Source organism: Psychrobacillus syltrankelensis (genome assembly GCF_055454035.1).
Genome location: NZ_CM144227.1, coordinates 2,241,495 through 2,260,556 on the forward strand (window position 1 = coordinate 2,241,495; position 19,062 = coordinate 2,260,556).

Sequence of the window (19,062 nt, forward strand, 5' to 3'; positions counted from 1 at the left end):
TCTCAACTCCTCTTCATTCATAAATATTATCATTAGCAAGGATACTTAACCCTTTGCGATCTATTACGTTGATATATTCTTTATTACGCTCAATTAACCCCTCAGCACATAACTGATTAATAACCCGATTAAGATGTCTATAACTTGTTCCAATTAGACCAGCTGCATCTTTTAAATTCTTAATACTGAGCCGTCCCTTAAAATTTGTATTTGATTCGTCAAAGGATATAGACATTAAATAACTGGCTAAACGTACTTCTACTGGATACATCATGTTAAAACTAAAAGAATTATCCTTAATCCGAAATTTTCTTGTAATGATTTTAAGTAAAAACTGCATGAGCGGAGGATAATTCATTCCGTATTTATTTAACCAATCGTAGTGAATTCCAATCATATAAACTGGCGTAACAGCTTCAACTGTATTTATCAATTCAATATTTTGTATGAATTCAATATCTCCAACTATTTCGAGGGGAGATTTAAAAGCAATAATTAGCTTATGTCCTTCCGAAGAGTTCATAAAAATTTTTATTTTCCCTTTCACGAGTATGTACAGATGATTTTGGAGATCCCCTTGTTCACAAATGATTTCTCCTTCATCAAAACTATACAACGACAAATGGGCTAATAATGCCTCGTTAAATACGGATTCAATCTTATGAACTTGCAAATAGTTTTGGAGTTGCTCTCGATCTTCAATTAGTTTCATGAATTTTTCCTCCCCCGCCTTACATTACATCCCTAAAATTACAACACCAGCTACCATCATAGCCATACCAATAAACTGAGGTAACTTCATCTGCTGCTTCGCTACGCCAAACCATCCATTAATATCAATGATAAACGTCAAACTTAGTTGGGCAATTAGAACTGCCGATATAGTAAGTGTAACTCCAATTTGATGAATTGCTGTAATATTACTAAATATAATAACAGCAGCCAGAGCACCACCAGTTAAATATAACGGTTTTACTTGTTTAAACATTTGCCATTTGCCATCTCGTACGAATAGCACAATGATTAAAGCTAATATAAATCCTGTAAGTTGTGTAATAGTCGCCGTCTGCCACGTACCAATATCTTGGCTAATTCGGGCATTAGCTACACCTTGTAAGGTTATAAATGCACCGCCTAATAACGCGAAGAATATCCCTCTCAAATTTCATTTCCCCCATTCGACTTGTTATCTCTATTTAAAGATAGATCCATACGTCTTGGAAAGGACATATGTCCCAGCATTTTACTACACAAAAAAACATGCTCTAAAACAAGTGATTATTGTTTTTAGAGCATGTTATATAGGATAATCTTTTTAATTTAATCTTAATTTATAACTCTTACTTTTACCGTTTTGCGTCCCCAATTAAGTGCGTCTTGTTTAGACTGCATATAAATATCAATTTTATTTCCTTTAATCGATCCACCTGTATCACCAGCAATTGCCTCTCCATATCCTTCAACCCAAACTCGGGAACCAAGTGGTATAACTGTTGGATCCACAGAAATGACTTTTTGGTTCGGATTTGCATGTAAATCTATGCCTGTTGATGTTACTCCCGAACATCCTACACAAGATGCTGTATACGCTGTTGAAGAAACAGTTATCTCTTTTGCTGTAGACTCAGATGGTACTACTGTTTTTGCCACTGGTTTTACAGTTGGTTTTGCTGCTGGTTTAGTTGTATCGGATTGATGAGTCGTAGGTACGGACAATACATTTTTTTTAGGCTGAATTATCTTAGTTTTTGTTCCTTCAAGCACTAATTCATCTCCAGGAAATATTAAATCACTTGTAAGCTGATTGTTATTCATTAAATCACCGACAGATAAATTATGTTCTTTCGCAATTTCCGAAAGTGTATCACCTAAGACAACTTTATATGTATCTGCAGATTCCTCTACCTTTAACTGTTGAGATGGATATATAACCGTTGTATCGAGATTGTTCCAATCTTGTAAATCTTGTACACTTACATTCATTTCTTTAGAAATAGCCCAAAGTGTATCCCCTTTTTCTACCGTGTGAACGCTTGCTGCGGATGCTTGTCCTGTCGCTCCTACTGATAGTGCTGCAATTGCCGTTAGTGCAATAATGTGTTTTTTCATAAGATGAATTTCCTCCTTTTCACTAACAAAACTTAGTTTACCATCCGAAGATGACAACACTATTGCAGAAACATTAGAAGGATATATCAATTAAAAGACAAAATTCGACACAATGATACAATTGTAATATTTCCATTAATTTAAGACTAATAAAGCAAAATTAATCCCAATGTTTAATATATAGAGAAACGGGAAAACGGTTTCTAAGGAGGAGATAGCAATGCCATGGAGTAAAAATGATTATCCTGACTCTATGAAAAACCTAGAACCAGCGGTAAGAGAAAAAGCCATTGAAATTGCAAATGCTTTGTTACGAGAGAATTATGGGGAAGGTCGAGCAATTTCCATAGCCACAGCCCAAGCAAGAAAAGCAATTAATGGGGAGAATAACGATCGTCCCAAATACGAAGTCATCTCGAGGAAGAACGAATGGGCGCTCATCAAATCTGGTGGTGAACGCGCCATTTTCACGGAAGATACAAAAGAAAACATTCTCCAAAAAGCGAAGCCATATGTCAATGATCATAACGGTATTCTCGCAATATATCATGAAGACGGAGACCTTGAAACCACATTATATGAATAAATAATGTGGAAGGTCCCCTAAAGGTATAGCTAAGAGTACCGAAAAAAGCCTATACGAGAAAAGATTGTCAATTAGTAAAAAAACAATTGAAATTGCTCCTTTTTAAAGGGCATTGATAGGCATTAATCCATCTTTAAACCTAACTCCGATGTTATTCAGATTGTTTTATAAACTCTTCCAGCACATCTGTGTATATTTTTGGTTGATTTATATGTACTAAGTGGGCCGCAAATGGAATAATGGCAACATGTACGTTTTTATTTAATCTTGGAAGTAACGTCGCACCAACAGTTTCGTTTTGATTCCCTTCTCCAACTATAAAAAGAACTGGAAAATTAAACTCTTTTAGATCGTTTACATCATCAAACGGATACCATCCTTCATCTCTTCCCATGTATAAAAATTGTTTCCAATCTGATGTATGTAATTGATCGAAATAACTAGTCGCTTCTTGACTAACAAGTACATTCGTCTGTGATTCCACTTCATGTTCATGAATCTCCAACCAATTACTTGGTCTCACTGGCATAATTCCAGAAATAGATAATGTTTTCATTCGCTCTGGATACATCCTGGCAAATTTAATAGCAACTAATGCACCTAAAGAACATCCCACTAAATGAATGGTTTTTAGGTTATGATGATTTATTGTTTCCAATAAATCTATTGCACAATCCTCAAAGAAGTTTTGAATATCATTCGTTTTAGATTGACCATGTCCTCTTAAATCTGGTGAAAAAACTTCATAGTTCTTACTGAAATACTCTCGCTGGAATTCGAAATCAGTTAACCCTGTTTGTAAACCCGTATGCAAGAATACAACTGATTCTCCCTTTCCTAGAATACTTGTATGTAGGATCAAACATTTCACCCCTTTTTAGTTTAAGTGTTCCTGTCTATTTAGAAACCTTATAACTCTCACATTCTCTTTAATCTCCAATAAATGAATACCCGTATCACCTGTTGCATATGCAAAATCACTAGAATTAGGATGTCGAAGAAACGCTTTTAATAAATGCGAGATTAGTCCTCCATGAGAAATAATAGCCACTCTTTCATATTCTTTATAGTCATAAATAATTGTATGAAAAACCCTTTCCGCTCGAAAACGAAATTCCAATTCCGACTCTCCGTCTTCAATTGGTAAATGAACCGGTCTTCCATACTGGGGTAATGGATATTTAATAGCTGCCTCTTCTCTAGAAAGCCCCGCAAGTACACCATTATTAAATTCCATAAGGTCATTTTCTACAATTAATTCACATCCGATGCCTTCTTTTAGTATGGAAGCTGTACTCTTCGCTCTCCTTAAAGGGCTAGTTATAATAACGTCTGGTGGAAAATGGGTTGTCACATAATTAGTCAGCAGTTTTGCTTGATGCTCCCCAAGCTCCGTTAAGGGGAAATCTGCTCTTCCTTCATGTACCCCTAATACATCTGCTTCCGACTGCCCATGTCTAATAATTACTAATTCCAATTGCTTCACTCCAATTCCTCTTTTATATTCTTCAGTCAACACACGTTACCGAAAGTCTACCTCACCTGTAAATCACTACAAATTATACCTAAAATTTAGTAAAAGTTAAATAAGAAATCTAAAAATTACAATAATTAAACTTGTATTGTAATCAAAAAATCTAGTATTTTCTAAAAATATCACAAAACACAAACATTATAAAAAATAATCAAAAATTATACGCTTTTTATATATACTAGACATTTTTTTGATCTATAATAGCCAATAAAATTTCAAAAACGAACATTAAGGTGGAATATATGAAGGAATATACGCGAATTTTTCAAGGAACTGCTTTTACTAGTAAATCATCAAAAGAAGTAGAATTCCTTAATAATCATCTTTTCTGTATTAATAACAACGGAATGATTGAAAAAGTAGTTGCTCCAGAGGATACAGACTATCAAGACTTGCTAGATACTTATCAAGGAAAAGAAAATTTCCATCGTTTAGCTGATGGTCAATATTTCTTACCAGGTTTTGTTGAGTTGCATGTTCATGCCCCGCAATGGGCGCAATCCGGAACAGTGTTTTTATCGCTGCAGGTGCATGGATTGTATTATTTGGTTTTTCAAGTAAATTATCTGCTTTAATCTCTGCGGTTCCATCTGCTGTTATTGGTGGTGTTTTCGTAATCGTTTGTGGTGTGATAGCGATTAGCGGTCTGAAAGTAATAAAAAACGAAAAAATTGGCGAAAAAGAAATGTATGTCATCGCAGTGCCAATGATTTTAACATTAGCTTTAACATTAATACCTAAAGACTTTCTATACTCGTTACCAAAATTCACCTGTAGCAACAGCTGCTATAGCAGCAATCCTATTGAATAGACTATTACCAAAAATACGCAATAATTTTGGTTCAAAAGAAGCGTTAACTACATTGCAGAACATACAGTCATTGCAACATGATGTTTCAATGACCGTATGACCTGTCTTGGGTCCTATCCGACAAGTAATCTTTTCTATTCTCCATATTAGAGGTGAGCTCGATAATGCATCGAAGTAAATCTTCTTTGCTAAATAGAAGTTTCTCATCTATCGCATATAAAATAATCCACCGTTAATAATTTCAATTTTAATTTTTGGTTTGTATTGTTCTTCTAATGCCATTTTCTCCAATTCATAACATTCTGGCTTATTTTCAATACCTTCATAAAAGTGCTCTAGTACTTCCATATCCTTTTTCCATCTACTTTTTGCCTCTTCTGCCCAAGAATGATCATCTTTTTGTATGATATTTTCAATTGCTTCATATAGTCGCTCTAGTCCGCGGACTGGCTTAATAATAAAAGGTAAGTGAAATGCATCTCCGGTCATTATTGCATCAAACTCCACTTGACTCAACGATTCATGGAATCCGTCTATAATCTCCCCTCTTATTAAATTTATCCCTAAAGAATAAACCATTTCTTTCGTTTGGTCGCTATAATACGAAACTTTGTAATTCACCCCCAGCCAAGGGGTTAAAATAACTTTAGTTTCAAGCTCTCCTACCTTCTCAAACATTTGGACAAAGGAACCTAACTCTTTAGTCACCAAAAACAGTTGACTAAGACGAGGGGAACCAAAGTGCACGACTTCCCCCTTAATATCTTCCTTTATTTTATTTTGATCGGTGATTAAAGTTAATTGTGCTGGGCTAGGAACGCCATTTGTACTTTCTAAATACTGCCAATAATAAGGGCGATTCATAATTTTTTTATCCATATCAATTGTTAGTTGGATGGTCATGTAGTGCTCATTATTGTTTAAAATATGGCATTTATTTTCTTCAAAGAACTTTTGTAAATAGCCGTGAACTTGTTGTGGGTACATGTTTATCCTCCTCAAATAGTTTTTTTGAATGCTGATAAAATATCGTCTAACTCACCAACTACTTTTTCAAAAACATCAATTTTCACGTAAAGCAAATCCAATATGTCTTTTTCGATTGTGTTATCAATTGCTAAATTGTATATATGAACGTCATGTTCTTGACCTAAACGGTGAACACGTCCGATACGTTGTTCTAACTTCATCGGGTTCCATGGTAAATCATAATTTATAACATGGTGACAAAATTGAAGGTTAATCCCTTCCCCTCCAGCTTCTGTTGCTATTAATACTTGTGCTTGTTCTTTAAATAAATACTTCATCCAATCTCGTTTACTTTTGTTAAATTGTCCGTTAAAAAGAACGCTTGAAATACCCTTTGAATTTAAGTACCACTGTAAATAAGCTTGACTCGCTTTATATTCAGTAAAAATAATGACCTTATCATTTGCATGAGAAATAATTTCATATACTTTTTCCGCTTTCGAATTTATTTCAAGTGCCATCAACCTTTGAATAATCCCTTCCACGTATTCAATTTCAATTGGTTCAACACAGTTTTGTCGCATTTTGTTTAAAGTCAAATATGTGGCTTCTTTACTGCTACACATTTCCTTTTGCAGCGTAATCATGGAGAAGGCACCTGAAAAAATGGGTGAAACATTTTTTAGATTTAATAATAGATCATAAACTTCTCTTTCTTTTTCAGTAAATTCTATTGGAATAATTTGAACACGACGATTTGTCCATTCAACTTTGGTGTCTTGCCTTCTATTTCTTACCATGACTTGATTAACCAATTCTTTTAAATAATCATCATGCTCTAAATTGTGTTTACTTGCAGAGAAAGCGGATTGGAACGTCTCATAATTCCCTAGATGCCCTGGTTTTAATAAAGATATGAGATAAAATAACTCGAATACATCGTTTTGAATCGGAGTGGCAGTTAACAACAAACAAAACTTCTTCTTCAAGCTTTGAACAAACTCGTAAATTTTTGTTTTATGATTTTTTAGTTTATGTGCTTCATCTATGATAATCATGTCGTATTCCTGCGCATAAATAAGTTCCTTATGTGGGCTTTTTTTCGCCGTATCCATGCTCATGACAACTATATCGTAATAATCTATTGGAGTATTTTTTTTATAAGGAATTGCTGGAATGTAAAATTTATAATTCATTTCTTCTACCCATTGATTGATAAGTGACGCAGGAGCCAATATTAACGCTTTTTTCACAAGTCCACGAATGAGGTATTCCTTCAATATCAAACCAGCTTCAATGGTTTTACCAAGACCAACTTCATCTGCAAGAATTGCCTTTCCGTTCATCCTTTCAATTACCGTTTCAGCCGCTTCCAATTGATGGATTAGAGGAGTTAAATTGGGTAAATATTTCGGAGATTGAAGACCTGTGAAGTTTGTAACCAAGTTAGTTTTCATCACGTCGTAGCTCATATTGTACAGGGTCCAATTTTGCCAAGGCTCCAGATTTTCCAATCTTTTTATGAATCCCTCTTTCCAATCAGTCGACTTTTCAATTATCATAATTATCACCTCATGCCACTTTCTTTTTTATAGTTTGTCCCGAAATAAACTCGCTATGATTATTTTAAAAAAGAAAGGCATGTACTACATTCTGAGCGTTCTTAAAGTGCATCATGTTTTCGATAATTCCGGAGTGCTTTGGAGGAAACATTTGCACCTGCGGTTACTCGTGGCTACACTATTACCGGTGGATTTTGGGAGGAGTTGAAAGTAACAAGGTCAATTTCAACTCCTCATTTTTTTGCCGAATATTTGACCGTTCCCTCCCCTAATTTGTGAGAACATGATGCGTTTGGTTTAAATAATTTGAAAAAATGCCATCAACGCTAGGTTGATGGCATGAAAATTCACATTCTTTCTAAATCTTTTCCAAATATATTAATGATCGCCAGAATAGCCATTTTTGCGTGCTGCAGCTTCATCTAAAATTTCTTGTCTAAAACCTTCCAAACTCTTTTTACGGCGTTCATTTTTTTGTCTCAGTACCTCTTTTTCATTACCATCAAGGAAATCCATGGTTTCTTCAGCAGCTTCCATGTTTCCAATTGTATTTTTCACCATTTCTTGTAGCTTTTCAACATTATCTGATCGATCATCTGGTTTTGGATTGTTTCTTGGCACTTTTATTCCTCCTTCTTTTTAATAAGTCACACAAAATATATCTTCCCCAATCTAATAAAATCTATCCTTTTCTGAAAAATTTAAATAAATAGCATGTTATAAACGTACCAAAATAGGACAACCTAAATGAGGAAAAAAGAAAAAAAGAAAAAAGGCGGTAATGACATGACCATGGAATGGTTTAACAGAGTAACGGGAGAGCTACAGGAAAATTTGGAATCTATTTGTGAAAAGTATGACCAAGTTGGCCATATGAATATCAATCGCGGGTCAAAACATCCGCGAATAGAATTTTTTGTCGGTACCGAAGAAGATGAAAGAGATTACTTTTGCACACTTCTATTCGATCCCTATAATGAAGAGTTTTATGTAGAAAGCTTCGATGTTACTCTCCAACAGCCTACAAGAATAATTTTGGAGGATATTACCGATGTAGTTGAAGCTGTTCATGAAATGTTTCATGAATTTATGGATGAAGTATTTTATGTAGATGAAAATAGCAATGAATATGAAGTTCTTGATGAGGAAGTCACGCTTGAAGAAATAGAAGTAGAATGGGAAACCCCCGAGGTTACAGCTTTTCACATAGAAGATAAGATAGAGGTAACCTATCAATTTGGAAAAGACAGTGCAAACGGAGATGGAGTACTCCGTAGGGTCAGCCGAATTTGGGTAGAAGATAAGGAACTTTTTGAAGATGAAAGCACTTTTTCATTTAAAAAGGAAGAGGTTAATACAATTATTGCGATGATAGCGAGCCATGTAGATAATTTGATTGGGTATGATGAAATCATAAACGACTAAACATTTAAATTTCTTAGCATTAACGAACACATTTCTTGCCTCTTAAAATGTATCAGATAAGAAAATTTATACGAGGTATAATTCAACAAGTAGTTGAATCAATTTCACAATTCAAATCTAGAGATAAAACACGAACGATTTTAAAGTGAAATGCATGAACACGTATAATATCCGCTTCATAAAACAGCATGATTTCCGCTATCGGCGGACGCTTTCCGCGGGGTGAGCGATGAGCCGTCACCGCCGCATTCGCGTCGTTTGCGATGTCTCATCTGTCTCACTCATCCCGCTGGAGTCACCGCCTGTCGCTCCAATCAATAAGTTCAGTATTGTTCGTGTTTTAGTATTTTAATGCTATTTATGAAATTGATTCAGTTACTATCAAAAAAACTAATTTAGAGTTTTATCAGTACCTCCAATAGAATTGGAGGTATATATTTTTTTGGTTAAGAATACAATCAATTAGATAATGAAATTTTTCGTGTTTATCCTTTTTATACTATTTTCAAAAAAAGTATTGCCTTTTTTATGCAAAACAGCTTATAATATATCTTGTCGCTAATAATTATTTAGTAGCTAAACAATATCGTGGAGGAATACCCAAGTCTGGCTGAAGGGATCGGTCTTGAAAACCGACAGGCGGGTCATACCGCGCGGGGGTTCGAATCCCTCTTCCTCCTCCATTTTCAAAAATTATATATACAAAACTACTTTTTTTATGTTAGTTTGTGTTATTATTAATTTTATAAAGTTTGTTATTTTCGCGGGGTGGAGCAAATCGTCAAACGTAGATGACGATTAACACCGATGCAGGCGCAGCCGAAGCAGGTGTCCTACTTTCTTCAAGCGTAGTAGATTTTGTTAGCAAGTATATTATTGTCGCGGGGTGGAGCAGTTCGGTAGCTCGTCGGGCTCATAACCCGAAGGTCACAGGTTCAAATCCTGTCCCCGCAACCAAATGGTCCCGTGGTGTAGCGGTTAACATGCCTGCCTGTCACGCAGGAGATCGCCGGTTCGATCCCGGTCGGGACCGCCATTTTTTAGAGATTTGAGATAAGCGAGAAGGTCGAGGAAGCGATTGAGTGAAGGAAGGAGCGTACAAAAATACGTGACTGATTGAACGAATGAAGCTGACAAAGAGATTCGACGTTTAGCGTAAATCGAATAGAGATTTAGGATAAGCAAACAGATCAAGGAAGCAATTGAGTGAATGCAGGAGCGTACTAAAGTACGTGACTAAATGAACGAGTGCAGCTGACGAAGAGATGTGCCGCTTAGCGTAAATCGAAGAGGCTCAGTAGCTCAGTCGGTAGAGCAAAGGACTGAAAATCCTTGTGTCGGCGGTTCGATTCCGTCCTGAGCCACCATTTTTATGCGGGTGTAGTTTAGTGGTAAAACCTCAGCCTTCCAAGCTGATGATGAGAGTTCGATTCTCTTCACCCGCTTAAACAATTATTTAGCTTTAGTTCCTTCAATGGGCTAAAGCTAATTTTATACGGGGAAGTACTCAAGCGGCTGAAGAGGCGCCCCTGCTAAGGGTGTAGGTCGGGTAACCGGCGCGAGGGTTCAAATCCCTCCTTCTCCGCCAGATGTAAGGCCCCTTGGTCAAGCGGTTAAGACACCGCCCTTTCACGGCGGTAACACGGGTTCGAATCCCGTAGGGGTCATATTTATAAAGAGATTGAGAATCTATAAGGATTCTCGATCTCTTTTTTTGTCTCCCCTTCTCGTTTGTTATTCTTCCAAATTTTTTCTCTTTTCAATTAGAACTTCCCCACTTCTTCTCTTACCTCTTACAATCTAAGTTTTGTTTTTTAAAAAAGACAATTAAACAGTTTCGAACGATTTCTAAAGGCATATTATCAGTAGGTACAACTTATTGGTTTATCAAACTGGCAGATGGTAAAATAAAGTAAAAGGGAGGAGAAATATCTATGGATTTCATTACACTTAGTAACGGCATTAAAATACCACAAATTGGTTTTGGAGTTTGGCGAGTTGATAACGACACAGAAGCGCCGGGTGCAGTTGAAGAAGCTCTTCGTGTAGGTTATCGACATATTGATACTGCAGCCGTTTATAAGAACGAGGAAGGTGTCGCAAAAGGTATCGCCGCTTCTGGTGTAGCGCGTGAGGATATATTCTTGACGTCTAAAATTTGGAATGACGACATCCGTGCTGGGCGTACGAAAGAGGCATTCCAAGAATCATTAGACCGTTTAAATACCGATTACCTTGACCTTTGCTTATTACACTGGCCAGTGGATGGTATTGTAGAAGCGTACCGTGCACTAGTGGAGTTATATGTAGAAGGTAAAGTGAAAGCAATTGGTGTTTCTAACTTCAAGCAACATCATTTGGAACAATTGAAGGAAGCCGGTTTAATGACGCCAATGGTCAACCAAATCGAGTTGCACCCTCAGTTGCCTCAAAAAGACTTCGTAGCATACTTAAAAGGCGAAGGTATTCATGTAGAAGCTTGGAGCCCATTAATGCAAGGGAAATTTATGGAGATCGGCTTATTCCACGACTTGGCGAATAAATATGAAAAAACACCTTCCCAAATCTTACTTCGCTGGCATTTACAATCGGGTCATGTTGCCTTACCAAAATCAGTGACATCAAGTCGTATTCAAGAGAACTTAAACGTATTTGACTTCGAACTTTCTTCGGAAGATCAAGCCGCTATAGATGCAATTGCAACAAATGAACGCATTGGCCCCGATCCAGACGAAATCGAATTTTAATAGCAAATGAGTAAGCCTGACTTCTTTCGAAGGCAGGTTTTTCCATGTATTTATTCTTTCACATCAAAAACCTAAAATAATATCCTCTTGAAGTATGTAATTCTGTTAAAATGAGTGTAGTCATTTTAATAAATCAGAACTGGAACGGTGAATAAACCTTGAAAACATTCAAAAAAATGTATATCGAAATTACAAGTGTCTGTAATCTTGCTTGTAGTTTCTGCCCTCCCACAAGTAGAAAGGCGAATATCATTAAATTAGATGCATTTAATAACATATTAGATCAGATCAAACCTCATACGAAGTATATTTATCTTCATGTTAAAGGGGAGCCTCTTCTCCATCCTCGAATTGATCAATTGCTGGATGCTAGCCACGCTAAAGGATTCAAGGTAAATATAACGACAAACGGTACACTCATCACAAAAAACAGACATAAGTTATTGGGGAAACCAGCGCTTCGCCAAATGAACTTCTCCCTTCATAGTTTTGACGGTCATGAAGGATCGACAAATCGAGAACAATACCTAACTACCATTCTGGATTTTGCCAAAGAAGCTGCGGAACAAGGTGTTATAATATCCTTCCGTTTATGGAATCTTCAACGAGAAAATGCAACGAATGAAGATAAAAGAAGAAACCAAGAGACATTGGAAATCTTGGAAAAAGAATTTGACCTGGATTACAAGATTGAAGAAAAAGTAGTGCCAGGCAGTGGGATTAAAATTGCAGAGCGAATCTATATCAACCAGGATCATGAATTCCAATGGCCAAGTTTACTTGCACCAGAGGATGATGGAAAAGGATTTTGTCATGCCCTTCGCAGTCAAGCAGCCATTCTTGTGGATGGAACCGTTGTCCCTTGTTGTTTAGACGGTGAAGGTGTGATCAATCTCGGGAATATCAATAAAACCTCTTTCTCTGAAATTGTAGAAGGCGAACGAGCAAACGCCCTCTACGACGGGTTTACGCGAAGAGAAGCTGTGGAAGAAATGTGTAGAAAGTGCGGATATAGACAGAGATTTGGGGTTTAAGGATATTTAGAATAATTTTATAAGAAAAATGCTAGCGTCCTTTAAGTGCATCTTGTCAACACCACTTCTCGAGTGCTTTGGACTAAACATTGGCTACACCTTTTATGGAGGATCCGGAAGCGACTATCACTTCCAGATCCTCTTTTTCGGTAATCATGCGACGAATGTTTGTCCGTCGCCCACTTGGAATATTTAGAGACATGATGCATTAGGTTTGGGTAATTAGAGATTAGATACTTTCCTATTCTTTTAAAAGTAGGTTATTGCTCTTTTTTAATCGCCTCGGAATCATAAATAATCCAAGTATGCCCATTCTCGCCAACTGACAATAAATCTTTCTCCAAGTTTATACTTTCTGCTTTGGGTACTTTTAAGAATTCTATGCAATATTGGAGAAACGATTGTTGTTCGCTGTAGAGAGTTTCCCATTCCATTGTTAAATGATTAATTTGTTCCTTTTTAAATTCTAATACAGCTATTAAATTTCGAAATATCTTTGTGTCTTTTTCCGTTAAGCAACCTAAATAGACACCGTATTTAGCCGTCCAGTCGTCGATGTTGCTAGAGTTTCTCTTAATAAGATTTTCATAGGTCTGTCTGGAGAAAAAGTCTATTACATTTGATTTTTCCATAATGCTCTCCACCTCTCAATTTGTTACAACTATACATAGGCTTTATAGAAAGTGTTACTAATCGTTGCTATAAAAGAGACATTTATATAGTTTTCTTTACAATACCCCTTCTCTCCCGTAAAATTTTGTTGTTAACCTGTTTTTTTATGTTTCAAGGAGGAATTATTTATGCACAACATTCAAGATATTTTAGAAGCGAAAGATTTTATTATGAGCAAGACAGATTATCAACCTGTGATTGGACTAATTCTTGGTTCTGGTTTAGGAACACTCGCAGATGAGATTAAGAACCCTGTCCAAATCCCTTATAGCACAATTCCTCACTTCGCAAAGTCAGAAGCTATTGGACATGCGAACGAACTTGTTATTGGAGAATTAAATGGAAAGATCGTAGCGGCTATGAAAGGTCGTTTTCATTATTATGAAGGGTATACTTTAGATGAAGTAACCTTTCCAATACGTGTAATGAAAGCACTAGGTATAGAGAATTTGATTATTACTAATGCATGTGGAGCGGTTAATACAAGCTTTACCCCTGGAGATTTGATGTTAATTACGGATCACCTTAATCTAGTTGGAACTAATCCATTAATGGGGCCAAATAATGATGAATTAGGAACTCGTTTCCCAGATTTATCACAAGTGTATAACAAGGATCTGCGTAATATTGCAACTAAAGTAGCGACCGAACAAAACATACAATTGCAACAAGGCGTATATGCATGGTGGAGTGGACCTGCCTATGAGTCTCCCGCTGAAATCCGTATGATCCGTACATTAGGAGCGGATGCTGTTGGTATGTCGACAGTACCAGAAGCTATTGTTGCGACTCATGCAAGTATGAAAGTACTAGGTATTTCTTGCTTAACGAATATGGCATGTGGAATATTAGATCAGCCATTAAATCACGACGAAGTTATTGAAGTTGCTAGTAAAGTAAGAGTTAAATTTATTGAATTAGTTAAAGGTGTTTTGGGAGAGATTTAATTGTTGATCTGACTTTATTTTAGGCACTGTCCGATTCTAGAAGTAACATCTGATCAATAATAAAGACCGCTTGATGTTAATCCACCAAACAGTTAAATATAATAGTGGGTTCCCTCAAGGAAAATCTACTAACAAATAGGATTAACCCATCCAAATGCAACTTGGATGGGTTACTTTTTATAGTTAGAATTCATACGACTAATGGTGCAAAAGCTCAGTAAACATCAATTCCCTTTACATAAAAATTAGGGGATGCCATTCATTAGATAAAACCGGTAATTTTACATGGCTTGGATACTTTTTTGTATGGTATACACTTTGTTTAACAACCGTTTCCTTTGGATCTTCATAAGGATTTTCTCCGGTGTTCGAATTAGGGAATGCTACAAATTTGCTGGAAGATGTGATTGAGAATCTAATCTTATTTCCTTTTTTAAAGGTATAAGCAATTGGCTGCATGTAAATATTATATTTTTCAACTACTCCTGGTTCCAGTAGTTTTGGATTATCGTAGCCATCTCGATACTTTGCCCGCACAATATAGTTAGAGAGATGAATCGAGTTTCCCGTTTCATCGACTTCACTTAAATTCACTACCCAATCTGTGTCCACTCCTGAGCTCGCGGCGTAAATTTCGGCGGAAAGTTCACCTGCTACTACGACATTTTCTTTCAGAACATCACTTGTATAAACAAGTATATCATTTCGAATTTCATGTTTATTTAATATGTCAGGCTCTCTGTCTCCACTAAACTCAAACGGCTCTTTTGGATTATAAGTAAAATGATCCATTATGGCAGATTCTGCAGTATTATTTTGTAAACAGCCGTCTCCATTGCTTGAATTGGCATTGCCATTACTAGCCAAGTAGAAATTCATCGTAGTAGATTCTTTTGGAGACCAGTCATCTGACTTTCTCCATTCATTATCGCCAACAACATAGTATGTCGCTCTTGGTTCTTTATCGATACCATTTTCTATTCCCTTTAAATATCGATCAAACCACCGGAGCACATTCACATCGTAATCGTAGACTACGGAATTATTGCCGAAATGTAGATTTTTGAGATCTCTTGCTCTATTTGGATTATGCTCCCAAGGACCAAGAACTATTTTCCGGTTCGGTACATCGTGCTTCGTTAACATCCTCCAAGTCTCTGATACGCCGGGACCATCCCCATCGTACCATCCAGAAATCACAAACATTGGGACCTTTACTTGATCCCCTCTTTCAGAATACGTACAATTTCGCCAAAAGTCGTCATACTCCGGATGCTCACTCCAAAGATCCCATGGCTCTGAGTTCTTCCCAATAATTTGTTGAGGAATTTCTTTTATTGGTCTTGCGTCAACTGCTTCCTCCACGCTAACTGCTTCCCCGGCAAATATACTAAAATCAGTTCTAGTACCTACTGATTGAGCTAACGTCCAACTGAGCAACGGCCAAGAACACACGGTTCCACCTCTTCTTACTGTGTCGGTAAAAGGTGAACCTACATTTACTTCATTAACAACTGCTTTCAAGTTGGGATGTCCACTTGTCGCTGCTGCTGTTACAACATAACCTAAGTAAGACGCTCCCCACATCCCAACATTTCCATCTGACCAATCCTGTTTGATAATCCAATCAATCGTATCGCTGCCATCGTCACGTTCATAATAAAACGGTACTAAATTTCCTTCAGAATCCGCACGACCGCGAACATCTTGATTTACCACAGCATAGCCTTTATTGACCCAGCGCATTAATTGTTCTTTCTTTTGATTTCGATCATAACAAGTTCTGATTAAAATGGTCGGCACTTTCGTTAAATCGTCTATTCCCTCTGGAAGATAAACATCCGTAGCCAGTTTCACTCCGTCTCTCATCGGAATTAAATAAGTGCCTAAATCATTAATACCATATGCGGGTTTTGATAGATTTGGGTCGTTGTACACTACTAAAGGTGTTAGTGCTTCGTAACCAGCTTTCACGAGTATTTCCATACCGTTTCGATTTGGGCAAACAAAAGCAATCACTTCTCCATTAACAGTTACAACGTCGACAGCTGTATTGTTTCGAAAAGCCCATACTTGGGATGTTGCTGCTTTGTCTTCAATCGTCGCATCATAAGAAATATGCTTCTTGTAGTAATCCTTATTTTCAAGAAGAACTTCATCACCTGACCAATCAGCTTTTGCGTAAAACTCTAAATTGGAATGAATTTGAAGAATCGGTAAATTCGCTTGAAAATCTTCCGCCAATATATTTTCTTGCATTTGTGTTCTCTGGCGTTTATTAACTTTCGAATGCATTATTTTGTTGTCACAGAATTTAATTTTACCTTCATAGACACCCGCACAATAATAATTGAATATCGTTTCATTTAAATAATTACTCATGCCTATTCCCCCATACCTCTTCGAAAACTCGTAACCAATTTCCACCGATTATCTTTTGAATATCTTCATCCTTATAACCTCTTCTCACTAAACCCCTAGTGAAATTAATAAAATAACTATACTTTTCCAAGCCTGCAACCGTTTCTGTTGATGGACCATCTCCTTTTTTAAATCCTAAAAGAGGAGCAATCTTTTCTTTAAAGTAAACTAACGACCAAGTTACATCACTCATCGGCCAATCAGTTCCAATACCAACGTGATCAATGCCTACCAAGTTAACGATGTAGTCAATATGATCCAATACATGGTTAATTGTCGTAGCATTTGGATCATCGTGCACAAACCACGGCATCGCAAATACTCCAATTACTCCACCTGTTTTCGCGATTGCCACTATTTCTTCATCACTTTTACATCTCATATGGTTAAAAATACTTTCTACTCCTGTATGTGATGAGATTACTGGTTTAGTTGAATAGTTACACGCATCTAATGTTGTTTGCTTTCCACAATGTCCTGTATCTACGACAATACCAAGTTCATTAAGGCGCGCAACAAATTTAACTCCAAAATTGGTAAGCCCCGCATTCGATTGTTCCGCACAACCGGCACCAATATAATTTTGTGTATTATATGTTAGTTGAAGCACCCTCAATCCAAAATCGTGCATTGCATCAAGTAGTTCAAGATTTGTGCCAAGGCCTTCCGTTTCCTGAGCTGTCACAATTCCCGCCTTAACATTATTTTCTTTCGCTCGCTTAATATCATCAGCAAATAGAGCTTTCATTAACCAAGGTAGTTTATCGAATTGCATTTGTACTTCTGCCATACTTGAAATAATACTTTCATGATCTGATAAACTTAATTGTCTATTTGCAGCGGTGATTCCCGATTGGTACCACTCTTCTTTAAATGCTGGAATTTCATTATTTGCTGACATTTTTGCAATAATTTTTCGAGGCATCGCACTATAAGCCATAGGGTCATCTTGAAACGGTTCGCAACTCTTTTTTAATTCCACTGAAATCTCTTCTGAAATTGCTAGCGGTGATAATGGTCCTTGAAATAACAAATCAATAATAATACTATCGTTATGTAGCTTCTTTGCTCTTTCTTCCTCTTTTTTTGTTAATTGGAAATCGAATAGCCCTTTTTGAAAATTAATCATTGAATCTCCCCACTATCTGTTCATATATAAAATTAGCTGCTGCAATATCCTCAATTGCTAATCCTAGCGATTTGTAAATCGTAATATCTGTTTCCGATACCCTGCCTGTACTTTTAGTGATTAATAGTTCACCTATTTCCCCCACAATATGATTGTGCTCTATGACCCCTTCTTTTAATGGAATCAAATAATCACCTGACTCATTTTGCGCAGAATCTACACTGTCGACGTAAAACTTGGATTTTTTGACAAGTTCCGAATCTAATTCCCTATCAGTTGGTTGGCACGCTCCGATTGCATTCACATGAGCACCTTCTTTAACCCAAGCTCCCTTTAAAACTGGTTGCTTGGAAGAAGTGACGGTACAGATGATATCCGCATCAAATGCTGCATCTTTCGCATTACTACATACGGTTATGGTTATATTAAATTTCAGTTCCATTTCTTCCTTAAATAAAGTTGCTGTCTTGGGATTATTACTCCATACTTTCACTAGTTTAATAGGCCTAACTGCTAACATAGCTTCCAAATGTGTTCTTGCTTGCGTTCCTGCTCCCAAAATACATAATATTTCCGCTTTCTCTCTGGCTAATTGATCAGTTGCAAGTGCACTAACAGCAGCGGTTCTAATCGCAGTTATTTCCGAACCATCTACAACCGCCATTAATGTTCCATCCTTTGCATCAAATAGCAATACAACTCCTTGATGTGAGGGCAAACCTTCCTTGTGATTATTAGGAAATACAGTGATTACTTTTGTGCCAATTGTTTCATTTCTTTTTAAATAGCCTGGCATTTGCCCTAATACATTTCCATCCCCTATTGGAAAAACCGAACGTAACACTTGGACTGCTTCCCCGTTAGCTAAATCAATCAAAGCCAATTCCATCACTTGGATACAAGATTTCATCGATAATAAATCATTTACTTCATCTTTGCTAATGAACAACATAACAAGTCCCCCCCAAATTTCAAGAAATTCAAAAACAGTTGTAAAATTAGTTTAACATACAAATAACTCACTCTTTATAATACTCAGATAGTTTATATTCCTAAATAATATGAGTAAGTTTATTATTCAATTTTTCTTTGAGTTGGCTATAAAAATGAAGGGAA

18 protein-coding genes, 7 tRNA genes and 1 pseudogene are annotated in these 19,062 nt (G+C 36.6%); 14 read left to right on the forward strand and 12 right to left on the reverse strand.

Annotated features, from left to right (window positions below):
• Window positions 1-13 precede the first annotated feature (13 nt).
• The 3 genes from ACTSKG_RS10765 to ACTSKG_RS10775 all read right to left on the reverse strand — a co-directional run bounded on the left by ACTSKG_RS10765 (window position 14) and on the right by ACTSKG_RS10775 (window position 2,109).
• Window positions 14-712, reverse strand: coding sequence for a Crp/Fnr family transcriptional regulator (locus tag ACTSKG_RS10765; protein WP_464754631.1), 699 nt, complete (start codon window positions 710-712; stop codon window positions 14-16).
• A gap of 24 nt (window positions 713-736) precedes the next feature.
• Window positions 737-1,162: a DMT family transporter gene (locus tag ACTSKG_RS10770; RefSeq protein ID WP_464754632.1), complete on the reverse strand. Its 426-nt coding sequence runs from the start codon at window positions 1,160-1,162 to the stop codon at window positions 737-739.
• Between the two features lie 164 nt (window positions 1,163-1,326).
• Window positions 1,327-2,109: a 3D domain-containing protein gene (locus tag ACTSKG_RS10775; protein ID WP_464754633.1), complete on the reverse strand. Its 783-nt coding sequence runs from the start codon at window positions 2,107-2,109 to the stop codon at window positions 1,327-1,329.
• Window positions 2,110-2,329: 220 nt separating this feature from the next.
• On the opposite strand from ACTSKG_RS10775, the gene ACTSKG_RS10780 reads away from it, so the two are divergent.
• Window positions 2,330-2,695, forward strand: a complete 366-nt coding sequence (locus ACTSKG_RS10780) for a DUF2188 domain-containing protein (protein ID WP_464754634.1) — start codon at window positions 2,330-2,332, stop codon at window positions 2,693-2,695.
• Between the two features lie 151 nt (window positions 2,696-2,846).
• On the opposite strand, the gene ACTSKG_RS10785 is transcribed toward ACTSKG_RS10780, so the two are convergent.
• Window positions 2,847-3,566, reverse strand: coding sequence for an alpha/beta fold hydrolase (locus ACTSKG_RS10785; RefSeq protein WP_464754635.1), 720 nt, complete (start codon window positions 3,564-3,566; stop codon window positions 2,847-2,849).
• Between the two features lie 6 nt (window positions 3,567-3,572).
• Complete coding sequence (locus ACTSKG_RS10790) at window positions 3,573-4,172, reverse strand: histidine phosphatase family protein (protein WP_464758012.1); 600 nt, start codon at window positions 4,170-4,172, stop codon at window positions 3,573-3,575.
• 299 nt (window positions 4,173-4,471) lie between these two features.
• Between ACTSKG_RS10790 and ACTSKG_RS10795 the strand changes: the two are divergent.
• Both ACTSKG_RS10795 and ACTSKG_RS10800 read left to right on the forward strand, forming a co-directional pair.
• Window positions 4,472-4,738: pseudogene (locus ACTSKG_RS10795) on the forward strand (guanine deaminase); the annotation flags it as partial.
• A complete protein-coding gene (locus ACTSKG_RS10800; protein ID WP_464754636.1) occupies window positions 4,720-5,040 on the forward strand; it encodes a solute carrier family 23 protein in 321 nt (106 codons plus the stop codon). The pseudogene ACTSKG_RS10795 and the gene ACTSKG_RS10800, both read left to right, overlap by 19 nt.
• A gap of 207 nt (window positions 5,041-5,247) precedes the next feature.
• Here ACTSKG_RS10800 and ACTSKG_RS10805 read toward each other — a convergent pair whose 3' ends face one another.
• The 3 genes from ACTSKG_RS10805 to tlp all read right to left on the reverse strand — a co-directional run bounded on the left by ACTSKG_RS10805 (window position 5,248) and on the right by tlp (window position 8,192).
• Window positions 5,248-6,027: a YqhG family protein gene (locus ACTSKG_RS10805; protein WP_464754637.1), complete on the reverse strand. Its 780-nt coding sequence runs from the start codon at window positions 6,025-6,027 to the stop codon at window positions 5,248-5,250.
• Between the two features lie 11 nt (window positions 6,028-6,038).
• The gene (locus tag ACTSKG_RS10810) at window positions 6,039-7,571 is read right to left on the reverse strand and encodes a DEAD/DEAH box helicase (protein WP_464754638.1); all 1,533 of its coding nucleotides are present in this window, start codon (window positions 7,569-7,571) and stop codon (window positions 6,039-6,041) included.
• 378 nt (window positions 7,572-7,949) lie between these two features.
• Window positions 7,950-8,192 (reverse strand): small acid-soluble spore protein Tlp, encoded by a 243-nt coding sequence (gene tlp / locus ACTSKG_RS10815; protein ID WP_464754639.1) that lies wholly within the window; start codon window positions 8,190-8,192, stop codon window positions 7,950-7,952.
• Between the two features lie 165 nt (window positions 8,193-8,357).
• On the opposite strand from tlp, the gene ACTSKG_RS10820 reads away from it, so the two are divergent.
• The 10 genes from ACTSKG_RS10820 (at window position 8,358) to ACTSKG_RS10865 (ending at window position 12,777) form a co-directional block, all read left to right on the forward strand.
• The gene (locus ACTSKG_RS10820) at window positions 8,358-8,996 is read left to right on the forward strand and encodes a hypothetical protein (protein WP_464758013.1); all 639 of its coding nucleotides are present in this window, start codon (window positions 8,358-8,360) and stop codon (window positions 8,994-8,996) included.
• A gap of 590 nt (window positions 8,997-9,586) precedes the next feature.
• Window positions 9,587-9,679: transfer RNA gene (locus tag ACTSKG_RS10825), tRNA-Ser, on the forward strand.
• A 197-nt stretch (window positions 9,680-9,876) separates the two neighbouring features.
• Window positions 9,877-9,953, forward strand: a tRNA-Met gene (locus ACTSKG_RS10830).
• 3 nt (window positions 9,954-9,956) lie between these two features.
• Window positions 9,957-10,032, forward strand: a tRNA-Asp gene (locus ACTSKG_RS10835).
• Between the two features lie 255 nt (window positions 10,033-10,287).
• Window positions 10,288-10,363, forward strand: a tRNA-Phe gene (locus tag ACTSKG_RS10840).
• A 7-nt stretch (window positions 10,364-10,370) separates the two neighbouring features.
• Window positions 10,371-10,441 (forward strand) — tRNA-Gly (locus ACTSKG_RS10845).
• 52 nt (window positions 10,442-10,493) lie between these two features.
• Window positions 10,494-10,584 (forward strand) — tRNA-Ser (locus ACTSKG_RS10850).
• Window positions 10,585-10,591: 7 nt separating this feature from the next.
• Window positions 10,592-10,663 (forward strand) — tRNA-Glu (locus ACTSKG_RS10855).
• 267 nt (window positions 10,664-10,930) lie between these two features.
• Complete coding sequence (locus ACTSKG_RS10860; RefSeq protein ID WP_464754640.1) at window positions 10,931-11,743, forward strand: aldo/keto reductase; 813 nt, start codon at window positions 10,931-10,933, stop codon at window positions 11,741-11,743.
• Window positions 11,744-11,901: 158 nt separating this feature from the next.
• The gene (locus tag ACTSKG_RS10865) at window positions 11,902-12,777 is read left to right on the forward strand and encodes a radical SAM/SPASM domain-containing protein (protein ID WP_464754641.1); all 876 of its coding nucleotides are present in this window, start codon (window positions 11,902-11,904) and stop codon (window positions 12,775-12,777) included.
• A 260-nt stretch (window positions 12,778-13,037) separates the two neighbouring features.
• Here ACTSKG_RS10865 and ACTSKG_RS10870 read toward each other — a convergent pair whose 3' ends face one another.
• On the reverse strand, window positions 13,038-13,409 hold the full coding sequence (locus ACTSKG_RS10870; RefSeq protein ID WP_464754642.1) for a hypothetical protein: 372 nt from the start codon (window positions 13,407-13,409) through the stop codon (window positions 13,038-13,040).
• Between the two features lie 168 nt (window positions 13,410-13,577).
• Between ACTSKG_RS10870 and ACTSKG_RS10875 the strand changes: the two genes are divergently transcribed.
• Window positions 13,578-14,396 (forward strand): purine-nucleoside phosphorylase, encoded by an 819-nt coding sequence (locus tag ACTSKG_RS10875; protein WP_464754643.1) that lies wholly within the window; start codon window positions 13,578-13,580, stop codon window positions 14,394-14,396.
• Window positions 14,397-14,630: 234 nt separating this feature from the next.
• Here ACTSKG_RS10875 and ACTSKG_RS10880 read toward each other — a convergent pair whose 3' ends face one another.
• From ACTSKG_RS10880 to ACTSKG_RS10890, 3 genes are read right to left on the reverse strand one after another with little or no spacing between them, the layout of a single operon-like run.
• Window positions 14,631-16,778 (reverse strand): CocE/NonD family hydrolase, encoded by a 2,148-nt coding sequence (locus ACTSKG_RS10880; RefSeq protein ID WP_464754644.1) that lies wholly within the window; start codon window positions 16,776-16,778, stop codon window positions 14,631-14,633.
• Entirely contained in the window at window positions 16,771-17,946 is a 1,176-nt protein-coding gene (locus ACTSKG_RS10885; protein ID WP_464754645.1) for a dipeptidase, read from the reverse strand. Before ACTSKG_RS10885 ends, ACTSKG_RS10880 begins: the two co-directional genes overlap by 8 nt.
• A complete protein-coding gene (locus ACTSKG_RS10890) occupies window positions 17,939-18,898 on the reverse strand; it encodes an ornithine cyclodeaminase family protein (protein WP_464754646.1) in 960 nt (319 codons plus the stop codon). Before ACTSKG_RS10890 ends, ACTSKG_RS10885 begins: the two co-directional genes overlap by 8 nt.
• Window positions 18,899-19,062: the final 164 nt, after the last annotated feature.